Source organism: Micromonospora aridisoli (assembly GCF_056150025.1).
The window spans coordinates 1-18,854 of record NZ_JAXCFK010000001.1 but is presented as its reverse complement, the minus strand read 5'-3'; the positions used below and the strand labels follow the sequence as shown (position 1 = coordinate 18,854).

The window sequence follows — 18,854 nt, the reverse complement described above, 5'->3', positions numbered from 1 at the left end:
GTGACTCGGGTGGGTCACCCGGTTCAACGGTCCCGGTGGTGCGGCGGACATCGTCCGCACGGTCAGCTGCTCACCCGGGACCTGACGAGCTTCGGCACCGCGGCGAGTCCGGTGACCGGGCGGAACGCCCGGGCCCCGTTGACCAGCGCGGCGTACTCGTCCTCGGTCAGGTCGATCTCCGCGGCGGCGGCGTTCCGCTCCATCTGCTCCACGCTGGACGCGCCGGGTATGGCCACCACGTTCGGGTGACGCAGCACGTACGCCAGGGCGATCTGGCTCGGGGTCGCGTCGTGCGCGGCGGCCACCTGGCGCAGCGTGTCGATCAGCGCGCCGCCCCGTTCCAGGTTCTCCGGCAGGAAGTAGGGGTTGGCCCGGCGGATCGCACCGACCGGCGGATGGTGTGCGTCGTACCGCCCGGAGAGAAACCCCTGCGCCAGCGGACTGTACGCGATGACCAGCCGACCGGCCTGCTCGGCGTACCGGAGCAGATCCTCCTCCGGCTTGCGGTCGAGCATGCTGTAGCGGACCTGGTTGCTCAGCACCCGCCGGCCCAGCGCCGCCTCGGCCACCTGCCAGCGGCGCAGGCTGTAGTTGCTCACCCCGACCTCGCCGACCAGGCCGACGTCCTGCAAAGCACGCATGCCGCGCATGGTCCGGTGGTCGCCGGCCACCGGGTTGGGCTGGTGCACCTGGTAGAGGTCGATGCTGGTGACGCCGAGCCGGGCCGCCGAGGCGACGGCCCGTTGCTGCACCACCGAGGCCACCGGCAGCACCGGGAAGAACTTGGTGGCGACGGTCACCTTGTCCCGGGCGGAGGACAGCGCCGCGCCGAGGATCCGTTCACTGCGGCCGAAGCCGTAGATCTCGGCGGTGTCGAAGAGGGTCACGCCCAGCTCGACGGCGCGCCGGACGATGTTCGCCGCCAACCGTTCGTACTCGGGGCCGTACCCCCACTCCCGGGAACCGAACTGCCAGGTACCGAGGCCGATCCTGGACACGGGCTTCGGGGTGTCGAGCCGCACGTAACGCATGCTTCGACGCTACCCCGCACGGAGCACGACAACCGCCGATCAACAGGCGGACCTGCACCGAAGCGCCGGCCACGGCCAGCCAGGCCAACCCAGGTACGCGGACCGACTGCCGTCCCCGGCACCGGTCCGACCTCGGTTAAGGTCATGATCGTGACCTACCTCGCCGCTGACACGCGCTACGACCAGATGACCTACCGGCGCAGCGGGGCCAGCGGGCTCCGGCTGCCCGTGATCTCGCTCGGGCTGTGGCACAACTTCGGGCCGGACCGCCCGTTCGAGCGTCAGCGGGACATCGTCCGGCGCGCCTTCGATCTCGGCGTCACCCATTTCGACCTGGCCAACAACTACGGACCGCCGCCGGGGTCCGCCGAGGAGAACTTCGGCCGGATGCTCGCCGGGGACCTCAAGCCGTACCGCGACGAGCTGGTCATCTCCAGCAAGGCCGGCTACCTCATGTGGCCCGGCCCGTACGGTGAGTGGGGCTCGCGCAAGAACCTGATCGCCTCGCTCGACCAGTCGCTGCGTCGACTCGGTCTGGACTACGTCGACATCTTCTACAGCCACCGGTACGACCCGGACACCCCGCTGGAGGAGACGATGGGTGCGCTGGACGCCGTCGTCCGCTCCGGTAAGGCTCTCTACGTCGGCATCTCCAACTACACCGCCGAGCAGACCCAGCGGGCCGCGGCGATCCTGCGTGAGCTGGGCACCCCGTTGCTGATCAATCAGCCGGCGTATTCGATGTTCAACCGGTGGACCGAGGAGGACGGGCTGCTCGACACCCTGGAGCGGGTCGGCGCCGGCTGCATCGCCTACAGCCCGCTGGCACAGGGCCTGCTCACCGACCGCTACCTCGACGGCATTCCGGCCGACTCCCGGGTCCGCACCAGCGTCTTCCTCAACGAGAGCGATGTGAACGAGCAGCGCCTGGCCACCATCCGAGGGCTGGCCGGCATCGCCCAGCGCCGGGGCCAGTCCCTCGCGCAGCTCGCGCTCGCCTGGGCGCTGCGCGACCCGAGGATGACCAGTCTCATCATCGGCGCCAGCAGCGTGCCGCAGCTGGAGGCGAACATCGCCGCGGTGGACAACCTCGACCTGACCGCCGAGGAACTGGCCGAGATCGACGCCCAGCTGGCCTGACCGGAGCGCCGGGCGCAGCTCACCAGACGCGGGGGTTGGCCCGATGGTTGCGTACCGTGCAGGGCCGGCCGGGCGCCGGGCCGCTGCGGGATCCGCGCAGCCGCATGCCGACCAGCAGGATCAGCAGCGTGACCAGCGCGCCGCCGGCGATCAGCAGCCACCGTCGTGGATCCACCGGGGTCACCGACGCCACCGGGACGTTGCTCTCCGCCACCGCCCCGCCGCCGGTGGTCTCGGCGACCGGCGGCGCACCCGCCTTCGCCGCGCCGTCCTTCGTGGTGCCGGTGGTGGTGGCGTCCGCCACCGCGCCGGCCGGCTCCGACTCGGTCCCGCCGGCCGGTAGGACGTCCACGTCGGAGCAGGAGTAGTAGGTGTCGGCGCTGTCGGAGTTCTGCCAGACGGTGTAGATCACATGGCGGCCGGTGCGGTCGTCCGGCAGCCGTCCGGTCATCTGGTACGCCCCGTCGCGTACCGGCGGGTCAGTGGCGCGCAGGAAGGGCACCGTCTCCAGATCCGCCCAGGTCAGCTTCTTCGTGGGCAGGTATCCGACGCGGGTCAGGTAGATCCGGAAGGTGCCCTTGTGCGGGATCGTGGTGCGGTAGCGGAAGACGAACTCCGCGCCCGCCGTCAGCGGCGTCGCCGGCCAGTCGGACCGCGCCAGGTCCAGTCCCCGGTACGCCGAGAGACCGCCGCTGCACAGCTCGCCGTCGGGGATCCGTTCCCGGTCCCGGCCGTTGACCCCGAACACCCTGATGTTGTCCCACTCGCGCAGCGCCGCACCCGCCTTGACCGCCGCCCGGCAGGCCGGCGTTTCGACGTGCTCGCCGCCCGGGGCGCAGGCGGCGGACCGGCTGAGCGGGTAGGTCGGAGCGCCGTGCGCGGCGGCGGGCACCGCGCCGGTCGCCAGCGCGACTCCGGCGCCGAGCGTGATCACGACGATCCGACGTACGGTCATGGCTTTGTCCGACCTCCCGGCCACTGGTACGTGCGCCGAGGGCGAACAGTTCGACGCGAGCGTGGGACACCCGACACGCATCGACAGGACGCAGGACCCTGCCCATAGCCGGTGTCCGGCCGTAGCGTTGCGGGCGGAGGTGGCCCATGCGAGTGGCAGTTTTCAGCACCAAGCCCTACGACCGGACGTTCCTGACCGAGGCGAACGCCGGGGCCGGTCACGAGCTGACCTTCCTGGAGCCCCGACTCACCACACAGACCGCCCGGCTCGCCGAGGGGTGCGACGCGGTCTGCGCCTTCGTCAACGACGACGTCTGCGCCGAGGTGCTCGACCAGCTCGCCGACCTCGGTGTCCGGGTGGTGGCGCTGCGATCGGCCGGTTTCAACAACGTCGACGTGGCCGCCGCCCGGAAGCTGGGCCTGACCGTGGTGCGGGTGCCGGAATATTCTCCGCACGCGGTGGCCGAGCACACCGCCGGCCTGATCCTCGCCCTCAACCGCAAGATCCACCGGGCCTACAACCGGGTACGTGAACACAACTTCGCCCTGGCCGGGCTGCTCGGCTTCGACCTGCACGGCCGTACCGTCGGAATCGTCGGCACCGGACGGATCGGGGTCTGTGTCGCCCAGATCATGGTGGGCTTCGGCTGCCGGGTGCTGGCCACCGACCCGTATCCGAACGAGGCGGCCATCGCCGCCGGGGTCGAGTACGTCCCGCTGGAGCGGCTGCTCGCCGAGTCGCACATCGTCACCCTGCACTGCCCGCTCACCCCGGACACCCGACACCTGATCAACGCCGAACGGATCGCCCTGCTCCGCGAGGGCGTCATGCTCATCAACACCGGTCGGGGTGCGCTGGTCGACACCCGGGCGGTGATCAAGGGGCTCAAGAGCGGCCGGATCGGCTACCTCGGCCTCGACGTGTACGAGGAGGAGAGCGACCTGTTCTTCGAGGACCGTTCGGAACGGGTCCTCGGTGACGACGACTTCGCCCGGCTCACCACCTTCCCCAACGTGCTGATCACCGGGCACCAGGCGTTCTTCACCGAGGACGGCCTGCACAACATCGCCGCCACCACCATCGCCAACCTCTCCACCGTCGAACAAGACGGCCCCGACTCCGTCCCCGAGCCCGCCCACGTCTGCTGACCCCACTCCGCGCCGATCTTGCACTTTCGGTCGCCGAAATGCCGGCCACCGGGGGATCTGTCCCGATGGGAAGTGCAAGATCGCGGCGGGGTCAGCGAGGGCGGGCGAGGCGGCGGTAGGCGCGCGGGGTGTGGCCGGTGACGCGCTTGACGGCGACGCTGAGGGCGCTCTCGGAGCCGTAGCCCACCAGCTGCGCGATGCCAACCAGGGTGTCGTCGCCGCGGCGGAGCCGGTCGGCGGCGACCCGCTGCTGCCGCAGCTCCATGTCGACCTGGTCGATCGCCCGGCGCGGGATGGCGGCCTCGGCGGTTGCCCCATGCCAGCCCAGTCGATCAGACCCGCCGATCGACGGACGGTGGAGCAACACACCAGTACTTTGCGCGATCTGTCGGGAACTGAACGTAGCGGTGTCGACGGACAGACAGAGACGAGTCTGGAGCAATCCGGCCGTTATAGCTTGCCCCTCGGAAGCGTCCAGCTTCGATGAGGAGGGCTCTCGTGACGTCCGTACCGTCCAGCAGAACCCGACCGAGGATCATCCTCGCGGTCGGGATCGTCACCGTCCTGGCGTTTGCGCTCGCCGCCGCACCGGCCAGCGCCGCACCGACCGCCGAGGCTCCGGCCACCGCCGCCCGTACCGAGGTGCACGGCGCGGTCGCCGACTCGGGTGCCGTACCCGCCGCCGTCGCGCTGCCCACCGTGCAGCGCGGACTCAGCGGCGTGCGGGGCTCCGGAACCTCCGGAACGGTCGGCACCGGCAAGGCCGGTCCGGGAGGCAGCCGGTTCGACGCCGGGGGTCGTCCCGCCGCGTCCGACGGCGATTCGATCGGCATCCAGAGCATCATCGGCACCGACAACCGGGTCCGGGTCGACCCGACCACCGTCTTCCCGTCCAGCGCCATCGTGCAGATCGTCCGGACCACCAACGGCACCACCTGGGGCTGCACCGGCTGGCTCTACGGGCCGAGCATCATCGCCACCGCCGGGCACTGCGTGCACCCGGGCGGCGGCCAGAACGGCGGTGGCGGGAACAACTTCTACCCGCGTGGGGACTTCCAGATCATCCCCGGCCGCAACGGGGCGGCGACGCCGTACGGCACCTGCACCGCGACTCAGCTCCTCTCGGTCAACGGCTGGACCCAGAACGGCGACGAGACCTACGACTACGGGGCGATCCGGCTCAGCTGCGCCGCCGGCAACAGCACCGGCTGGTTCGGCATGTGGTGGCAGAGCGCCACGCTCACCGGCACCGCGACCACCGTCAGCGGTTACCCCTGCGACAAGACCTTCGGCCAGCAGTGGCGACACGCCGGGCAGACCGTCACGGTCACCCACGACCGGCAGGTGTTCTACCAGAACGACACCTTCGGCTGCCAGAGTGGCAGCCCGGTCTACCAGACCCGGGCCGCCGGCAGTTCCTTCTGCACCGGGCAGTGCGTGATGGCGATCCACGCGTACGGCCTGCACGGCTCGTCACCACACTCCACCAACAACCACGGCACCCGGATCACCGAGAGCGTCTTCAACAACCTGATCACCTGGCGTAACAGCTGAACCGAGCCGGTTCCGTGCGGGGCGGACGATGCACCGTTCCCGCACGGAACCGGCGTCACCCCGAGTGCGTCCCAGTCACTGTCCGTCATCTCAGTTGAGGGAGCAGTCATGAGCAGGACGCGTGTCGGGGTGCTGGCACTCCTGATCGCCGCACCATTGCTGATCGGGGCGAGCCTGCTGGCGTTCGGCGGCGACCATCCCGTCTCCGACGACGGGCCGCCGCCCCCTCCGGGCCGCACCGACACGACCGGAATCGTGACCGGCACCGTCACCACCCCGGTGGGCGAGCCGGTACGCCAGGCCTCCGTGCAGGTCACCTCCCTCGACGAGCCGGCACCGGCGCTCCCCGAGATCGGCGTCCTGACCGGGGACACCGGCCGGTACGAGTGGCGACTTCCGCCGGGGCGCTACGAGATCGTGGTCAGCACCGGCGGGCGGAACAGCGCCCCGCAGACCGTGACCGTGACCGCCGGCCAGGTCACCCCGCTCGACTTCACCCTTCCCTGAGTCCCTCCGCACGCCTCTGCACCCGCCCGTCGGCAGGGGCAGCTCATCCAGTGCCGAGGGCTCCTCGGCGGAGGGCTTCCCCGGCCAGCCGGGCACGCCGTCGGTCGTCGTTGCCGAGCAGGCCGAACTTGTCGTACAGGCGGGACAGGTGCTTCTTCACCGCACTGTCGGTGATGTGCAGCTCGGCCGCGATCACCCGTACCGTCGAGGGCTCGGGGAATGGCGCCGTGTCCGCGACGTATGGCCGGCAGAGCGCCGCGAGCACCTCCTGCTCGCGCATCGTCATTGCCGGCGGAGGCGGCGCCGACTCCACCCCGACGGTCCGCGTGCCGCTCTGCCCACCGGGCGCGCGGAACACCAGCCGGGCAGGCCCGATCCCCACCCGGTCCCCGTCCCGCAGCACCTGGGTGTTCCGCAGCTGCTGACCGTTGACGGTGGTGCCGTTGGTGCTGCCCAGATCCCGGATCGACCAGCCGGTGGGAAACCGTTCGATCACGGCGTGCAGCCGTGACACCAGCTTGCTGTCGATGGTCACCTGGTTGCCCGCGGCCCGCCCGATGGTCAGCGTGTCGCTGAGCGGCACCAGACGCACCGGCCCGGCCAGGTAGACCTCGAAGTACCCGCCCATGCTCATCCACAGTAGGGTTCGGTCGTCGCCGTGATCAACTCACCGGTACGTCGGTGCGTCAGGGTCGCCGTGGCCACCGTGCAGGCGCCGTCGACGACGAAGGGCACGGTCCACAGCTCGTGCGGCTGCCCCCGCGCCCGCTGCGCGGCCCCGACGCCGCCGTCGGCCGGACCGACGGCCAGTTCCACAAGCCAGGTGCCGCCGTCGGGCATCGCCGTGTCCCGGTACTGCTTCCACACCCAGACGTATGCCATCGTCGCCCGGCAGCCCGGCGACCAGTACTGCTTGACCGAGAGCGCGCGCAGGCCGCCCGCGTGACCGTAGGCGGACGGCCCGACCTGGAAAGCGTCGTCGTAACAGCGGCCCGGCGGCGCGTCGTCCCGGCTCGCCGGGCGGAGCCGACCGGCACCCACCATCCGCACGGTGGTGGGTTTCGCCCGCCCGACGACGGCCACCTCCAGCAGCGGCGTCCGCTCGCCCGGCTCCTGCGGCGTGAACACCAGCCGCACCTCGCACCGCTGCCCGGGAACCAGATCACGACCGCCACACCCGTCGCCACTGATCCGCAGGTCGGCACCGTGCGGGCCGGCTGGTGCCACCCCGGCCAGCCGGATTTCGCGCCCGCCGCCGTTGTGGACGGTCAGCACCTGTTCGTCCGAGGATGAGTGGACTTCCTGCTCCCCCACGGCCATCTCCACCGGCGCCACCACCCGGCCCGGCGGAGGCGGCGCCGCCGAACCCGCGAGGGCTAGCACCGAGATCCCGGCGGCCAGCGCCGTGACGGTACGCGCCAGGCCCGGGCGGCCGGACGCCGCCGGGCGGCCCGCGACCGTGGTCGACAACTCCGACGCGAGAGCGGGCCACCGGGCTGGTAGCGGCAGGCGGCGACGCGTCGGCTCCGCGGCCCCCGCTGTCTCGGTCTCCGCACCCAGCACGAAGGGGGTGACCGGACGTCCGGACATCCGCTGTGCCTGCCGCAGTTCCTCGGCGAAGGCCTCGACGCTCTGCTGGCGCCGCGCGGCGTCCTTGGACATGGCCCGCTCCAGCGCGACGCATACCGCGTCGGGCACGCCGTCCGGCCGCAGGTCGGGTACGGGATCGGTAGCGACGCGCCGCAGCAGTTCGGCCTCGGAATCACCGGTGAAGACCGGCGCGCCTCGGATCCAGTGCAACACGGTCGAGGCCAGGGAGTACACGTCCGAGGGCACCGAGGCCGGTTCGCCGCGGAGCACCTCCGGCGCGGCGTGTGGGATGCTCGCGGTGATCCAACGCCTGGTGGCCTCCGGTGTCTGCGAGCGCGGTCGGGACAGCCCGAAGTCGGCCAGCTTGGGCTCGCCGTACCGCGAGATGAGGATGTTCCCCGGTTTCAGGTCGCGGTGCAGCACCCCGGCCCGATGCGCCGTCTCCAGGGCACCGGCCACCGCGATGCCGCCGGCCACCGCCACCGCCCAGCGCGGCTCGTCGGCCACCGCGCCGGGCGCGCTCGCGGTGACTTCGGCGGCCAGTTGGTCCGCCAGGGAGCCGCCCTCCTCATACGCCATGAGCAGGTACGGGTTGCCGGCGGCGGTGCGACCGGCTTGGTGCAGAGTCACGATATGCGGGTGGTCCGACAGCCGACCCAGCGTCTTCAGCTCCCGCTCGAAGCGGGTCCGGGACGGGCCGTGCCAGTCCAGCGCGAGCACCTTGACCGCGACCCAGCGGTGGAAGTCCGGCTGCCACGCCCGGTAGACGATCCCGAAGCCGCCCCGGCCGACCTCCGTCGCGTCGACGCACCCCGGGACACCGAGGTCCAGCCCGGGAGTATCGGGGAACCCGCCGGAAGGCCGCCGGGCCTCTTCATCACTGTGGACCATCATCGACCATTATGAAGGAGGGGCAACCGGCCGCCGCCCACCCATGACCGCCACCGCCCGGCGGACCCCCGTTTCGCCCGCCGGGCGGGGACACCTCGGACCTCCCGCAGTTCCGATCAGCTGCCATCAAGCGAACCGTCGCCGCGCGCCGGCCGGTAGGTGGCGAACCGGGGAGCTTTCCCTCCCCACCTCTTGGAACGCGACCTGTGCCGGTTCTACCTTGAGGCCGCCCCGAGCCGGAGTCGGCCACCGATGACCAGGCTCCAGTTCGGCCGGTTTCGCTGTTCTTTCTCGCCGCCGGCGATACGAGCCCGGGAGGCTCCATGTCCAGATCCAGACGAGCAGTTGCCGTACTGGCCATATTGACGTTCCTGTCGTTCAGCGTCGTCCTCGGCGACGCGTCGCCGGCACAGGCGAGAACGTACGGCCCGTACCCCGCCAAGGTCGCCATCGACGGGCGGGGCAGCATGGACCCGAACGACCGGGTGAAGACCGACGCGTACCTCGCCGGCTCCCCGGTCCACATCCGCTGCCAGGACACCGGGCTGACCGCTGGTGGCTCCACCCTGTGGATCTACACCAGCACCGGCTACTGGATCCCCGACGCGTACGTCACCACGGGCACCAACGGTTACCTGGCCGGGGTTCCCCGATGCATCGCCATCGGGATCAACGGAACCCCGAGGGGCGGTGGCAGCAACGCCGGCCCGTACCCGGCCAAGGTCGACATCGACGGGCGGGGCAGCGCAAACCCGGACGACCGGATCCGGGTCGACGCCTACCTGGCCGGCAGCCTGATCTATGTCCGGTGCCAGGACCACGGCGTCGCAGCCGGCGGCTCCACCCTGTGGATCTACACCACCGACGGTTACTGGATCCCCGACGCGTACGTCACCACCGGCACCGACGGGCGGTTGCCGGGCGTACCGAGCTGCCTGTCGATCGGGATCAACGGCGGCCAGGCAGGTCACTCCGGTGGCGGTCGGCAGTTCCTGGTCCGCACGACGCTCAACGGCTACCACGCCAAGAGCCTGTCGGCGAGCAACGTCTGGGACAGGTACCCCGAGGGCAGCTACATCACGGTGATGTGCCAGGCGTACGGAGAGGTCAACTACGGCGGCTCGAACATCTGGGACTACACCAGCGACGGTCTCTGGGTTCCCGACCACTACGTGCGCACCGGCTCCACCGGAATCGTCATGAACCGGTGTGACAACGACGGCCCCTCCGGCAGCGGCAACCGCTATCTGGTGAAGGAGACGCTCAACGGTTACTACGCCAAGAGCCTCTCGGCCGCCCGCGTCGAGGACAAGTACCCGAAGGGCTCCTACATCACCATCGAGTGCCAGGCGTACGGCGAAGTCAACTACGGCGGGCACGCGGTGTGGAACTACACCAGCGACAAGCTCTGGGTGGCCGACTACTACGTCTACACGGGCTCGTGGGACATCACGATGCGTCGGTGCGACAACGACCCGAAGCCCGGCGGCGGATCCAACCCCACCGCGCCGGGCAGCCCGGCCCCGGGCAGCGTGCACGACTCGCAGATCCGACAGACGATCGTCAACGCCGCCAACAGTCAGCTCGGGCTGCACGAGTGGGGAGACAACTGCAACCCGTACGGCCGTACCGACAACGTCGTGTGCGGTCTGCCCTGGTGCTCGATGTTCGCCAGCTGGGTGTGGCGGCAGGCCGGCATCAACGTCTACTTCCCGTACTCAGGGGACTTCGAGACCTGGGGACGCAACCGTGGCCTGCTGCGGTCGAAGGGCAACATCCGCCCCGGAGACCTGGTCATCTACGGCAGCAGCTACCACGCCAGCCACCACATCGGGGTGGTGGTGGACGTGGACGCGGCTGGACGGATCACCACCATCGAGGGCAACTACGGGAACCAGGTGAAGAAGGTCGGCCCGTTCGACCCGTTCAACCCGTCGCCGGTCCACTCGTACAGCAACATCTACGCCGTCGTGGCGCCGGTCGACGACACCTCGAAGGTCTGGGGATCCGGCACACCGGCGAACAAGGCCAACTGCACGGTCTCCCGGACTCGCAACGGGGTCACCTACCGGCTCTGCCTGGAGTTCACCCACAGCTGGCAGAGCAGCGACCGGCGCTGGACCAACACCACGGCCCGCGCGGTGGCAACCGCCCTGACCGGCGGGTCCGACGTGGTGCAGGTGTCGCTGCGGTTGACCAACGAGGGTGGCGGCTCGGCCAACGCCATCTGCGCCGGCGCCCTGCTCAGGTCGGGCACGACGAGAAGATGTGAGACCGGCCAGGTGAGCCTCTCCGGCCGGGGTGTCGTCACCGCGACGGGCGACTTTTCGATCAACGGTCAGACCCAGAGTGCCCTACGGGTACGGGATCTGAAGCTGATCGGTTTCGAGCAGGAGAACCCGAAGACCTACTGCGGGCCCGCCGCCATGAAGAGCGCGATCGCCACCATGCGGGCGAACACGGTGCCCTCCCAGGACACCCTGGCCTCGCAGTCCGGCACCAACGCGTTGGGCACCATGCCGTGGAATCTCGCCGAGACGTTGAGTCTGCACACCCCGATCGCCGGCACCGGCTACACCACCTACACGTGGGCCTCGTACGCCGACCGTGGGCTCGGGCTCGAACAGGGCCTGGACCACGTCCGACGGCAACTGGACAAGGGGCAACCGAGCATCGTCCTGGTGCAACCGGCCTACCTGCCGTGGAGCACGACCGGCGACGCGACCGTCCGGCACTACCTGATGGTGCACGGTTACAGCGCCGCGCAGCAGACCGGCGGGGCTGTCTCCTGGCCGGTCGGCGCGCTACAGGTCTGGGATCCCGGTACCGGGTCCGACCATTGGATCACGGTTGACCAGTTGGTCCACGCGGCCCGCACCGCGGCCGGCCTCGGCGAGGTGGACGTGGTGACCCCGAAGGTCTGACAAGCCCGGACACGCCGCCCCGGCCGCTGCTCGTCGCGGTCGGGGCGGTGCTACGCCGGAGGTCGGAACACGGCGGGTGCGGCGTGTCGCGTCCGGCTGCCGGGACGCGGACGCCGACGGCGAGCATGCGGCCCCCGCGGGCCTCCTCGTGGAAGTCGGGCGCTACGGAACCACTGCCGACGACCGACGGGTACGCGACTACGAGGCGCTGCTCGACGAGGTGCCCGCCCCCGCACCGCCGGTCACCGTCGACGAGAACGACGCGGCGAGCCCCTGCTACACCTCGGGCACCACCGTGCCGATGTTCCACGTCAACGCCTGGGGCCTGCCGTACGCCTCGATGCTCGCCGGCACCGACCTCGTGCTGCCCGGCCCCGCGATGAGCCCGGCCGCGCTGGCCGGGCAGCTGTCCCGCCACCGGGTCACCTTCGCCGCCGCCAGCGGTAATAAGGCGGCCGAGTCGCACGTCTGCCTGGGATCCGGCCTGCGGTTCCAGTCGTGGTCCCGGGCCGGCCACGCGCAGGCCGGCCCGGGCACCGATCAGTTCTTCTTCCCGTTCTCGACCTTGACCGGGATCTCCTTCACGGCCGGCGTGATCTCGTCGACCTTCGCGGTGATCTCAAGGATCCCGTCGACGTAGCGGGCGGTGATGGTCTTCTCCACGACGCCGGCCGGCAGCGGGATGGTCCGGAAGAATGACCCGTAGTGGAACTCGGAGCGGGTCTTCTCCAGGTGGGTGGTCTCCTTGCGCACCACCTCCAGCCGCAGGTCGCCGCCGGCGACGGTGATCCGCACGTCGTTGATCGGGTCGATGCCGGGCATCTCGGCGCGGATGACGTACTGGTCGCCCTCCAGGTAGTCCTCGATCCGGATGCCCTGTGCGAGCAGCGGGAACAGAGACAGGTTGGCCCAGTCGAACGGTGCCAGCGCACCGCCCCTGAAGCGTGTGATTGTCGACATCACGACCTCCTTGTCGCCTCGTCGTCACCTCCATCCGAACTCGCCACGTCCGAACCGGACAGGGCCGATCGACCCGTCTCGACAGGCCCTTCAGCGCTCACCGGAGCGGGGGCGCAGTGACTCTCGACCCGCCCCGCCACCAGGCCATGCAGCCCGAGCAGCCCGAGCAGCCGGGCCGTCGTTGATCGACTTGCTGAAGTCGACGGGACAGAACGCTGCGGAATTGCGTGTTTAGGGTTTGGCCGCCATTGAGATTCCACCTGCGACCGAGGGCATCGTCGACCGACCGCCGCCACAGCAGGCACTCTGCCTGCCCGACCGGATCGTGGTCTGCCTCTGGCCGGAACATGAGTCATCTGGCGGAGGTGGCCTGGCGGGCGCGTTCCTGTGAGTGTTTGATCTCCGTCTCGGCTTCGGTCCGGCCGGCCCAGATCCCGCGTTCGACGTCGACGCTCTTGCCGGGTTCGAGGTCCTTGTACACGTCGAAGAAGTGTTGGATCTCCAGCTTGTAGAAGTGCTCCAGATCCGCGACGTCGCCGAGGTGCGCGAGGCGAGGGTCAGCCGTCGGCACGCATAGCACCTTCGGGTCGGGCCCCTTCTCGTCCCGCATGCGGAACATGCCGATGGCCCGGCATCGGATGAGGCAGCCGGGAAAGGTCGATTCCTGTACCAGTACCAGCGCGTCAAGGGGGTCGGTGTCTTCGCCGAGGGTGTGTTCGATGAAGCCGTAGTCGGCCGGGTATTGGGTAGCGGTGAACAGGGTACGGTCCAGTCGGATCCGGCCGGTCCGGCGATCCATTTCGTATTTGTTGCGTGTTCCCTTGGGAATCTCGATGGTGACGTCGAACTCCATGTGGTTGTTCCGCTCCTCGGACCTTCAGTCGGTGGCCGGCTGTCGGTCTGGTCGTGATGGCTTCGGGGTCCGGGACCTCGAACCGAGGTCCCGGACCCCGCGCCTACCGACCCGGGCCGATTGGAGCGTTCAGGCCCGGGCCGGCGCTGTGGGGTGTCGATCGGATTGAAGGTGGCCGCCTTCGGTCTCCCAGACGGCGACATCGGGGCCGCGTCGCACCAACGGTCGTGAGCGAGGGCTGGGCGGTATGGACAGGATGTCGGCGGCGCGGGTGGTGTTGGCGGGGCGGGAAGCCGCGAGCATGGCCGCCATCGCCGCGGCGTACGTGGTCTCGGGCGCTATCACGGCCAGGTCGATCCGCAGATCCCGCCGGCCTGTGATGATCACCAGCTCGGCACCAAGAGTGGCGAACCAGCCCACTCGCACCACGGCACCGCCGACGCCGATCCGGCACGGATGCCTGTCCCAGGCCGCCGGCTGCAGCATGATCCGTTCGATCACGCCACCACGCCGGGCGGTCAGCGCCGCGACCAGGCTACACAATTCGATGACCGGGTCGCGTGACGTGGGCCACCAACCGCCGTCGAGCATCGCGCGGCTGGACGGCGGGTCGTTCATCCGCAGGCGTGCCGTAGGCGGCTCACCGATGCAGGCCCACGTCATACGGTCCTCGGCAGAGCGGACCATCAGTTCCGTCCCTCCGGTACGTCGGTGCCCGGGTCGGTGTCGGCGGGGTCTGGACGGGTGATGGTGGTGTAGGAGGTGGTGCGGCGCCTGTGGGTCAACAGCCGCAGTTGGATGATGCGCCGCATGGTGGCTTGGACGGTCACCAGCAGCACACCGAACACCGCGGCGAGCAGCAGCGCGACTCCCATCGGCAGTTGCCCCTGCGCGCCGAAGAAGTGCACCTCCGTGCGTTGACCGTTCTGCAGGATGAAGATCAATAGCAGGAGCAGCACCACGGCGGACCCTGCGAACGCGACCAGCGAACCCCCAGCGCGGACACGCGGCACTGGCCGGGGCCGGTCGTTGATCTGCCGGCCCGACTGCACGTTGGTGGAGCGGGCGGAGCCGGTGAACCTGGTCATTGTGGACCTCATCTCGACGGTGGTGCGCGAAGTACGCGAACCGGAGCCGCCGGGGTCCAGGACGACATGCCCAGCCTACTCTCCGAGCGGCTGATCGGTCCGCCCGAGATGTCGGATATACCAATCCGGACAAACAGGCCCAGGAGGGCGCCTCAGCTCCCGCCCGGCTGGCACGGCAGCTCAACGCGTGGCGATCGGAGGCGCGGGGGATCCAGTATCGTCCAGGTGGCGCAGCACCTCGGCCCAGGAACGGCCCAACGTGGTTTCGCGGTAATCGATGTCGCGCTCGGCGCAGAACCGCCTAATCAATGGTCGGGCGCGACGCAGGTTGGGACACGGCATGCTCGGAAACAAATGGTGTTCGATCTGGTAGTTCAGGCCGCCGAGCACGATGTCGAGGAACCTCCCGCCACGGACGTTGCGAGAGGTGAGGACCTGCCGCCGGAGGTAGTCGAGCTTGTCGTCGGCGCCGAGGATGGGCATGCCCTTGTGGTTCGGGGCGAAAGAGCAGCCGAGGTAGAGGCCGAGCACGCCCTGGTTGACGACGATGAACGCGACCGCCTGCGCAGGGCTCAGGACCAGGAACACCGCGGTGAGGTAACCGCCCAGATGCACGGCCAGCAGTACGGCTTCGACGGGTCGGCGGGCGATGCGGCGCGGACCGAGGACCGCCTTCACGCTGTTGACATGCAGGTGCAGGCCTTCCAGCAGGAGCAACGGGAAGAACAGATACGCCTGGTAGCGCACGAGCAGCGCAGGGAGTCCACGTCGACGGCGGGCCTGGTCGACTGTGAAGGCCAGGGGTGCCACGGTGATGTCCGGGTCCTTGCCTTCGGTGTTGGGGTGCGCGTGGTGCCGGTTGTGCTTGTCCACCCACCAGCCGTAGCTGAGCCCGGTCAGGAGGTTGCCGTGCATGATGCCGATCAGGTCGTTCGCCCGGCGGGAGCTGGCAATCTGCCGGTGCCCCGCGTCGTGGCCGATGAACCCGGCCTGCGCGAAGACCACCGCCAGAGCCACCGCGACGCCGAGCTGCCACCACGACTCACCCAGTCGGATGAACAGGGCGCACAGTCCGGCGAAGGAACCGACGACGAGGCCGATCCGCACCGCGTAGTAGCCCCGCCGTCGCCCGAGTAGACCCGCCGCTCGGATCAGCCGGGACAGGTCCGCGTAGTCGCTACCGCGCTGCACCTCGGTGCCGAGGCTGGTATCGCTCATGATGGCTACTCCCGCTGGTCCTTCTCCGTCTGCCTGTCTCACCGGCGGCTCGACCATCCGGTCAGGCGGGCCATGGGCTGTTGAGGCATCCGCCACGGAACCGGGCTCTCGCGGGCACGTCGCATCAGGCCGCACGCTTTCTCCCTGGTCGGCCCCGAGGCGGCCGGCTCCGATGCCTCTTCACCTTGAATTTTCGTCATTCGGCCAACCCGTCGCAGCGGATTCGCTCAATAGCGCCGGAGCACGTCGCCGCGGTGGGAGGTGTGGGCCCGGCGAAGGGTCCGAGCAGAGCGCGCCTCACGGGGACGGCTCGTCCGCGAGATCGGCCGGATCCAGATGCAGGATGGCGAGCAGCCCAGCGTGCTCCTCGGGGTCCACCCGCTCCGGTAGCTCGCGCTCGACCCAGTCGGCCCTAACCTGCTGGCCGCGTTGGCGAAGAATGCTGACGATCTTCTGCCTGGCGATGTTCATCGGATGCTCCCTGGAAGGCCGTCCGGAAGGGTCGTGTTACCGGTCACCGCGAAACACGCTGGTCCCGGTCGACTACCGGTCAGCGGAGCAGCCCGGCTCTCAGTTGGGTCAGCGAGCGCTTCAGCAGCCGGGAGACGTGCATCTGGGACAGCCCGACCCGGGTGGCGATCTGCGCCTGGGTCAGATCACCGTCGAACCGCATGGTCAGGATCCGACGTTCACGTAGCGGAAGCGCCGCGAGGAGCAGTCGGAGGGTGAGGTGGTCGTCCACCGCGGCGTATCCCGGATCGACGGCGCCGATGCACGCGTGCCGCTCGATGCCGTTGCCCCCGGGCCGTGGATCGTTCAGGGACTGCGGGCGATAGACATCGGAGGCGGCGACGGCGGCCACGAGTTGGGCGGCGGTCACCTCCAGGTGGTCGGCGAGTTCTCCGTCAGTCGGTTCGCGACCGTACTGCTGCCCGAGCTTGCCCCGGGCCTCGGGCACTCGGGCGCCCAGTTCCTGCGCCGCTCGCGGCACCCGGATCGCCCAGGCCGAATCGCGGAAGTGCCGTCGGATGCTGCCGAGGATTGTCGGGATGGCGTAGCTGGCGAACGGCACACCCCGGTTGGCGTCGTATCCGTCGACGGCTTTGATCAGGCCGAGCGCGCCGACCTGCGCCAGGTCCTCGTGGGGATCTCCGCGACCGATGTAGCGGCGGGCCAATCGACTGGCCATCGGCAGGTTCGCTGCGATGATCTGGGTTCGCAGCCGTGCGCGGTCGGGATCGTCGACGTTCAGGGCTGCGCGTCGACGCAACATTTGTTCGCTGGCCCCGGTTGCCGGGCCCAGCGTCGGAGGAAGCGAAACGGCCGTGGGTGTCACGATGGGGTGACCATTGTTGTACGCCCCTAACGGGCTGGTGGCGGCGAGACTGGCGGCCACCGGGGACCCGGGCGACACCGTCACCGTACGCCTTCATCGTCCCGACCGACACCCCTGGAAGCCGCGCCTTCGGAACCGACCTGGCGGTGGAGCCGCTCGTCAGCCGGGCGGGCTCGCGACCGGCCCCGGCGCGAACTGCTCGGAGCCGTCGACGATCGCCTGGGACAGTTCGGACAGCCGCCGGTTACGGCTGCGGGCGCCGTCACGCAGTATCGCGAAGGCTTGGCCCACGTCCACCTGTAGGCGTTCGGCAAGGATCCCCTTGGCCTGCTCGATCAGGACACGGCTGTTCAGGGCGGTCTGCAGCTGTTCGGTGAGGATGTCGCGCTGATGGATGGCGCGGTGTTGCAGCAGTCCGATGGTGGCCACGTCGGCGAGCGCCTGACCGATGCGGAGCTTGTCCCCGTCGATGGCCCCTGGTTGGACGTCGAAGAGGTTCAGCGCGCCGATCACCTCGGAGCGCAGGCGCATGGGCAGGGCATGCACCGCGGCGAAGCCGACCTCGGCCGCGGCGGCGGTGAACCTCGGCCATCGGGAAGTGGTCAGGGTCAGGTCAGCGACCGATACCGGTTGCCCGGTATGGAAGCAGTCGAGGCAGGGTCCCTGGTCGGTCTGGAGCTGGAACAGCTCCAGCAGTCGGGTGCGTTCGGAGGAGGCGGCGGCCACCTGCAGCGTGTCCCGTTGATCGGTCAGGAGCAGCCCGGCCGCCGACACACCCAGCAGCCCGACACATCTCTCGGTCAGCACGTGCAGGAACTCGATCACGTCGAAGTCGTCGATGAGAGTGTCGGCCATCTCCACAAAAACGTCGGCCAGCTGGGTCTCGGCCATGTCAGTTACCTCGTCAATCAGTGGTTCCGCCGGTCGCCTGACGGAATGGTCCGTAACGCGCCGGTCCCGGCGAGCACCGCGGCCGGCGCGAACACCGGCCAGCGGTTCCGGCACTTCGGCACGGTCAGATCGCCGGCCAGGACAGGTCCACCGGTGGTCGCGTCCACGCTCGGCCCCTCACCGAGCGCCAGGGTCAGGTCTGCCAGCTCCAACGCCCTCCGGTCCGTGGCACACACCAGTTCGCGCGGCGTGGCGTCGAGGATCACCGCGACAGCCCCCGAATCGACACCGGCGACCGATACCGCCGCCGCGCAGACATGATCGACCGCGACGGCACCACCTCGGGCGGCATCGACGACAACGACCCACAGCCGCCGCCGGCGATCGGCGGTCACCGGATCGCCATGCCCCGGGTTGTTCCTGTCCACTGCTGACTCCGACCCGTCGATCTCGCGAAGCCGTTCCGCTGCCCGGCGGTCGGCGATGGCCGTCACCACGCGAGACGCCAGCAACGGCCGTGCCGCATCTGACGGTACGAGTCGGCACCCGGGTACCACACCTTTTTGCGCCCCACATTCCGCCCCGGCAGCACCCGGACCGGCGGCGCAGTCGAAAGATCCCTGGCCAGAGGCCGTTTCGGACGAAGTCTGAACACCGATCGTCGAAGTGCAGTGAGCGTTTTCCAACTGGGTTTGCGTTGGTAGAGGGTGGGTTCGGGTGCCCCGCTGGTGGGTCGGGTTGAGGCTCCCGATAGGACAGCGATCGACC

The 18,854-nt window shown here is 69.7% G+C and carries 18 protein-coding genes and 2 pseudogenes; 6 read left to right on the top strand and 14 right to left on the bottom strand.

All coding sequences use genetic code 11. The features are described 5' to 3' along the window. Positions 1 to 62: 62 nt before the first annotated feature. On the bottom strand, positions 63 to 1,031 hold the full coding sequence (locus SM447_RS00100) for an aldo/keto reductase (RefSeq protein WP_474570638.1): 969 nt from the start codon (positions 1,029 to 1,031) through the stop codon (positions 63 to 65). 144 nt (positions 1,032 to 1,175) lie between these two features. Between SM447_RS00100 and mgrA the strand changes: the two genes are divergently transcribed. After that, positions 1,176 to 2,171 carry an L-glyceraldehyde 3-phosphate reductase gene (gene mgrA, locus SM447_RS00095; RefSeq protein ID WP_474570637.1) on the top strand — a complete coding sequence of 332 codons (996 nt, stop codon included), beginning with the start codon at positions 1,176 to 1,178 and terminating at the stop codon, positions 2,169 to 2,171. Positions 2,172 to 2,190: 19 nt separating this feature from the next. Here the strand turns inward: mgrA and SM447_RS00090 are convergent, their stop codons facing one another. Further along, positions 2,191 to 3,126: a lytic polysaccharide monooxygenase auxiliary activity family 9 protein gene (locus tag SM447_RS00090; protein WP_474570636.1), complete on the bottom strand. Its 936-nt coding sequence runs from the start codon at positions 3,124 to 3,126 to the stop codon at positions 2,191 to 2,193. Positions 3,127 to 3,272: 146 nt separating this feature from the next. Between SM447_RS00090 and SM447_RS00085 the strand changes: the two genes are divergently transcribed. Continuing rightward, complete coding sequence (locus tag SM447_RS00085) at positions 3,273 to 4,274, top strand: 2-hydroxyacid dehydrogenase (protein WP_474570635.1); 1,002 nt, start codon at positions 3,273 to 3,275, stop codon at positions 4,272 to 4,274. Positions 4,275 to 4,365: 91 nt separating this feature from the next. Here SM447_RS00085 and SM447_RS00080 read toward each other — a convergent pair. Next, positions 4,366 to 4,518 (bottom strand): annotated as a pseudogene (locus tag SM447_RS00080) (helix-turn-helix domain-containing protein); the annotation flags it as partial. Positions 4,519 to 4,772: 254 nt separating this feature from the next. On the opposite strand from SM447_RS00080, the gene SM447_RS00075 reads away from it, so the two are divergent. Both SM447_RS00075 and SM447_RS00070 read left to right on the top strand, forming a co-directional pair. Further along, positions 4,773 to 5,828 (top strand): trypsin-like serine peptidase, encoded by a 1,056-nt coding sequence (locus SM447_RS00075; protein WP_474570634.1) that lies wholly within the window; start codon positions 4,773 to 4,775, stop codon positions 5,826 to 5,828. Positions 5,829 to 5,936: 108 nt separating this feature from the next. Then, entirely contained in the window at positions 5,937 to 6,335 is a 399-nt protein-coding gene (locus SM447_RS00070) for a carboxypeptidase-like regulatory domain-containing protein (RefSeq protein WP_474570633.1), read from the top strand. Between the two features lie 43 nt (positions 6,336 to 6,378). Here the strand turns inward: SM447_RS00070 and SM447_RS00065 are convergent, their stop codons facing one another. Together SM447_RS00065 and SM447_RS00060 are read right to left on the bottom strand one after the other, a co-directional pair. Continuing rightward, complete coding sequence (locus SM447_RS00065) at positions 6,379 to 6,969, bottom strand: FHA domain-containing protein (protein WP_474570632.1); 591 nt, start codon at positions 6,967 to 6,969, stop codon at positions 6,379 to 6,381. Beyond that, positions 6,966 to 8,819 (bottom strand): serine/threonine-protein kinase, encoded by a 1,854-nt coding sequence (locus tag SM447_RS00060; protein WP_474570631.1) that lies wholly within the window; start codon positions 8,817 to 8,819, stop codon positions 6,966 to 6,968. The genes SM447_RS00065 and SM447_RS00060 overlap by 4 nt, the downstream gene beginning before the upstream one ends. A gap of 320 nt (positions 8,820 to 9,139) precedes the next feature. Here SM447_RS00060 and SM447_RS00055 point away from each other — a divergent pair, with 320 nt between their 5' ends. After that, complete coding sequence (locus tag SM447_RS00055; protein ID WP_474570630.1) at positions 9,140 to 11,740, top strand: CHAP domain-containing protein; 2,601 nt, start codon at positions 9,140 to 9,142, stop codon at positions 11,738 to 11,740. A 76-nt stretch (positions 11,741 to 11,816) separates the two neighbouring features. Next, the gene (locus SM447_RS00050; RefSeq protein ID WP_474570629.1) at positions 11,817 to 12,380 is read left to right on the top strand and encodes a hypothetical protein; all 564 of its coding nucleotides are present in this window, start codon (positions 11,817 to 11,819) and stop codon (positions 12,378 to 12,380) included. Here the strand turns inward: SM447_RS00050 and SM447_RS00045 are convergent. The 9 genes and pseudogenes from SM447_RS00045 to SM447_RS00005 all read right to left on the bottom strand — a co-directional run. After that, on the bottom strand, positions 12,281 to 12,700 hold the full coding sequence (locus tag SM447_RS00045) for an Hsp20/alpha crystallin family protein (protein WP_474570628.1): 420 nt from the start codon (positions 12,698 to 12,700) through the stop codon (positions 12,281 to 12,283). The two genes, SM447_RS00050 and SM447_RS00045, sit on opposite strands and share 100 nt — an antisense overlap. A 352-nt stretch (positions 12,701 to 13,052) precedes the next feature. Next, the gene (locus SM447_RS00040; RefSeq protein ID WP_474570627.1) at positions 13,053 to 13,553 is read right to left on the bottom strand and encodes an inorganic diphosphatase; all 501 of its coding nucleotides are present in this window, start codon (positions 13,551 to 13,553) and stop codon (positions 13,053 to 13,055) included. A 129-nt stretch (positions 13,554 to 13,682) separates the two neighbouring features. Continuing rightward, positions 13,683 to 14,171, bottom strand: coding sequence for a DUF5994 family protein (locus SM447_RS00035; protein WP_474570626.1), 489 nt, complete (start codon positions 14,169 to 14,171; stop codon positions 13,683 to 13,685). A gap of 68 nt (positions 14,172 to 14,239) precedes the next feature. Continuing rightward, entirely contained in the window at positions 14,240 to 14,641 is a 402-nt protein-coding gene (locus SM447_RS00030; protein WP_474570625.1) for a lipopolysaccharide assembly protein LapA domain-containing protein, read from the bottom strand. A gap of 180 nt (positions 14,642 to 14,821) precedes the next feature. Further along, the gene (locus tag SM447_RS00025; protein ID WP_474570624.1) at positions 14,822 to 15,859 is read right to left on the bottom strand and encodes a fatty acid desaturase family protein; all 1,038 of its coding nucleotides are present in this window, start codon (positions 15,857 to 15,859) and stop codon (positions 14,822 to 14,824) included. A 297-nt stretch (positions 15,860 to 16,156) separates the two neighbouring features. Continuing rightward, on the bottom strand, positions 16,157 to 16,330 hold the full coding sequence (locus tag SM447_RS00020; RefSeq protein WP_474570623.1) for a hypothetical protein: 174 nt from the start codon (positions 16,328 to 16,330) through the stop codon (positions 16,157 to 16,159). Between the two features lie 79 nt (positions 16,331 to 16,409). Continuing rightward, positions 16,410 to 17,132 carry a SigB/SigF/SigG family RNA polymerase sigma factor gene (locus tag SM447_RS00015; protein ID WP_474570622.1) on the bottom strand — a complete coding sequence of 241 codons (723 nt, stop codon included), beginning with the start codon at positions 17,130 to 17,132 and terminating at the stop codon, positions 16,410 to 16,412. Between the two features lie 222 nt (positions 17,133 to 17,354). After that, positions 17,355 to 18,086 (bottom strand): GAF and ANTAR domain-containing protein, encoded by a 732-nt coding sequence (locus tag SM447_RS00010; protein WP_474570621.1) that lies wholly within the window; start codon positions 18,084 to 18,086, stop codon positions 17,355 to 17,357. 17 nt (positions 18,087 to 18,103) lie between these two features. After that, positions 18,104 to 18,854 (bottom strand): annotated as a pseudogene (locus SM447_RS00005) (hypothetical protein); the annotation flags it as partial.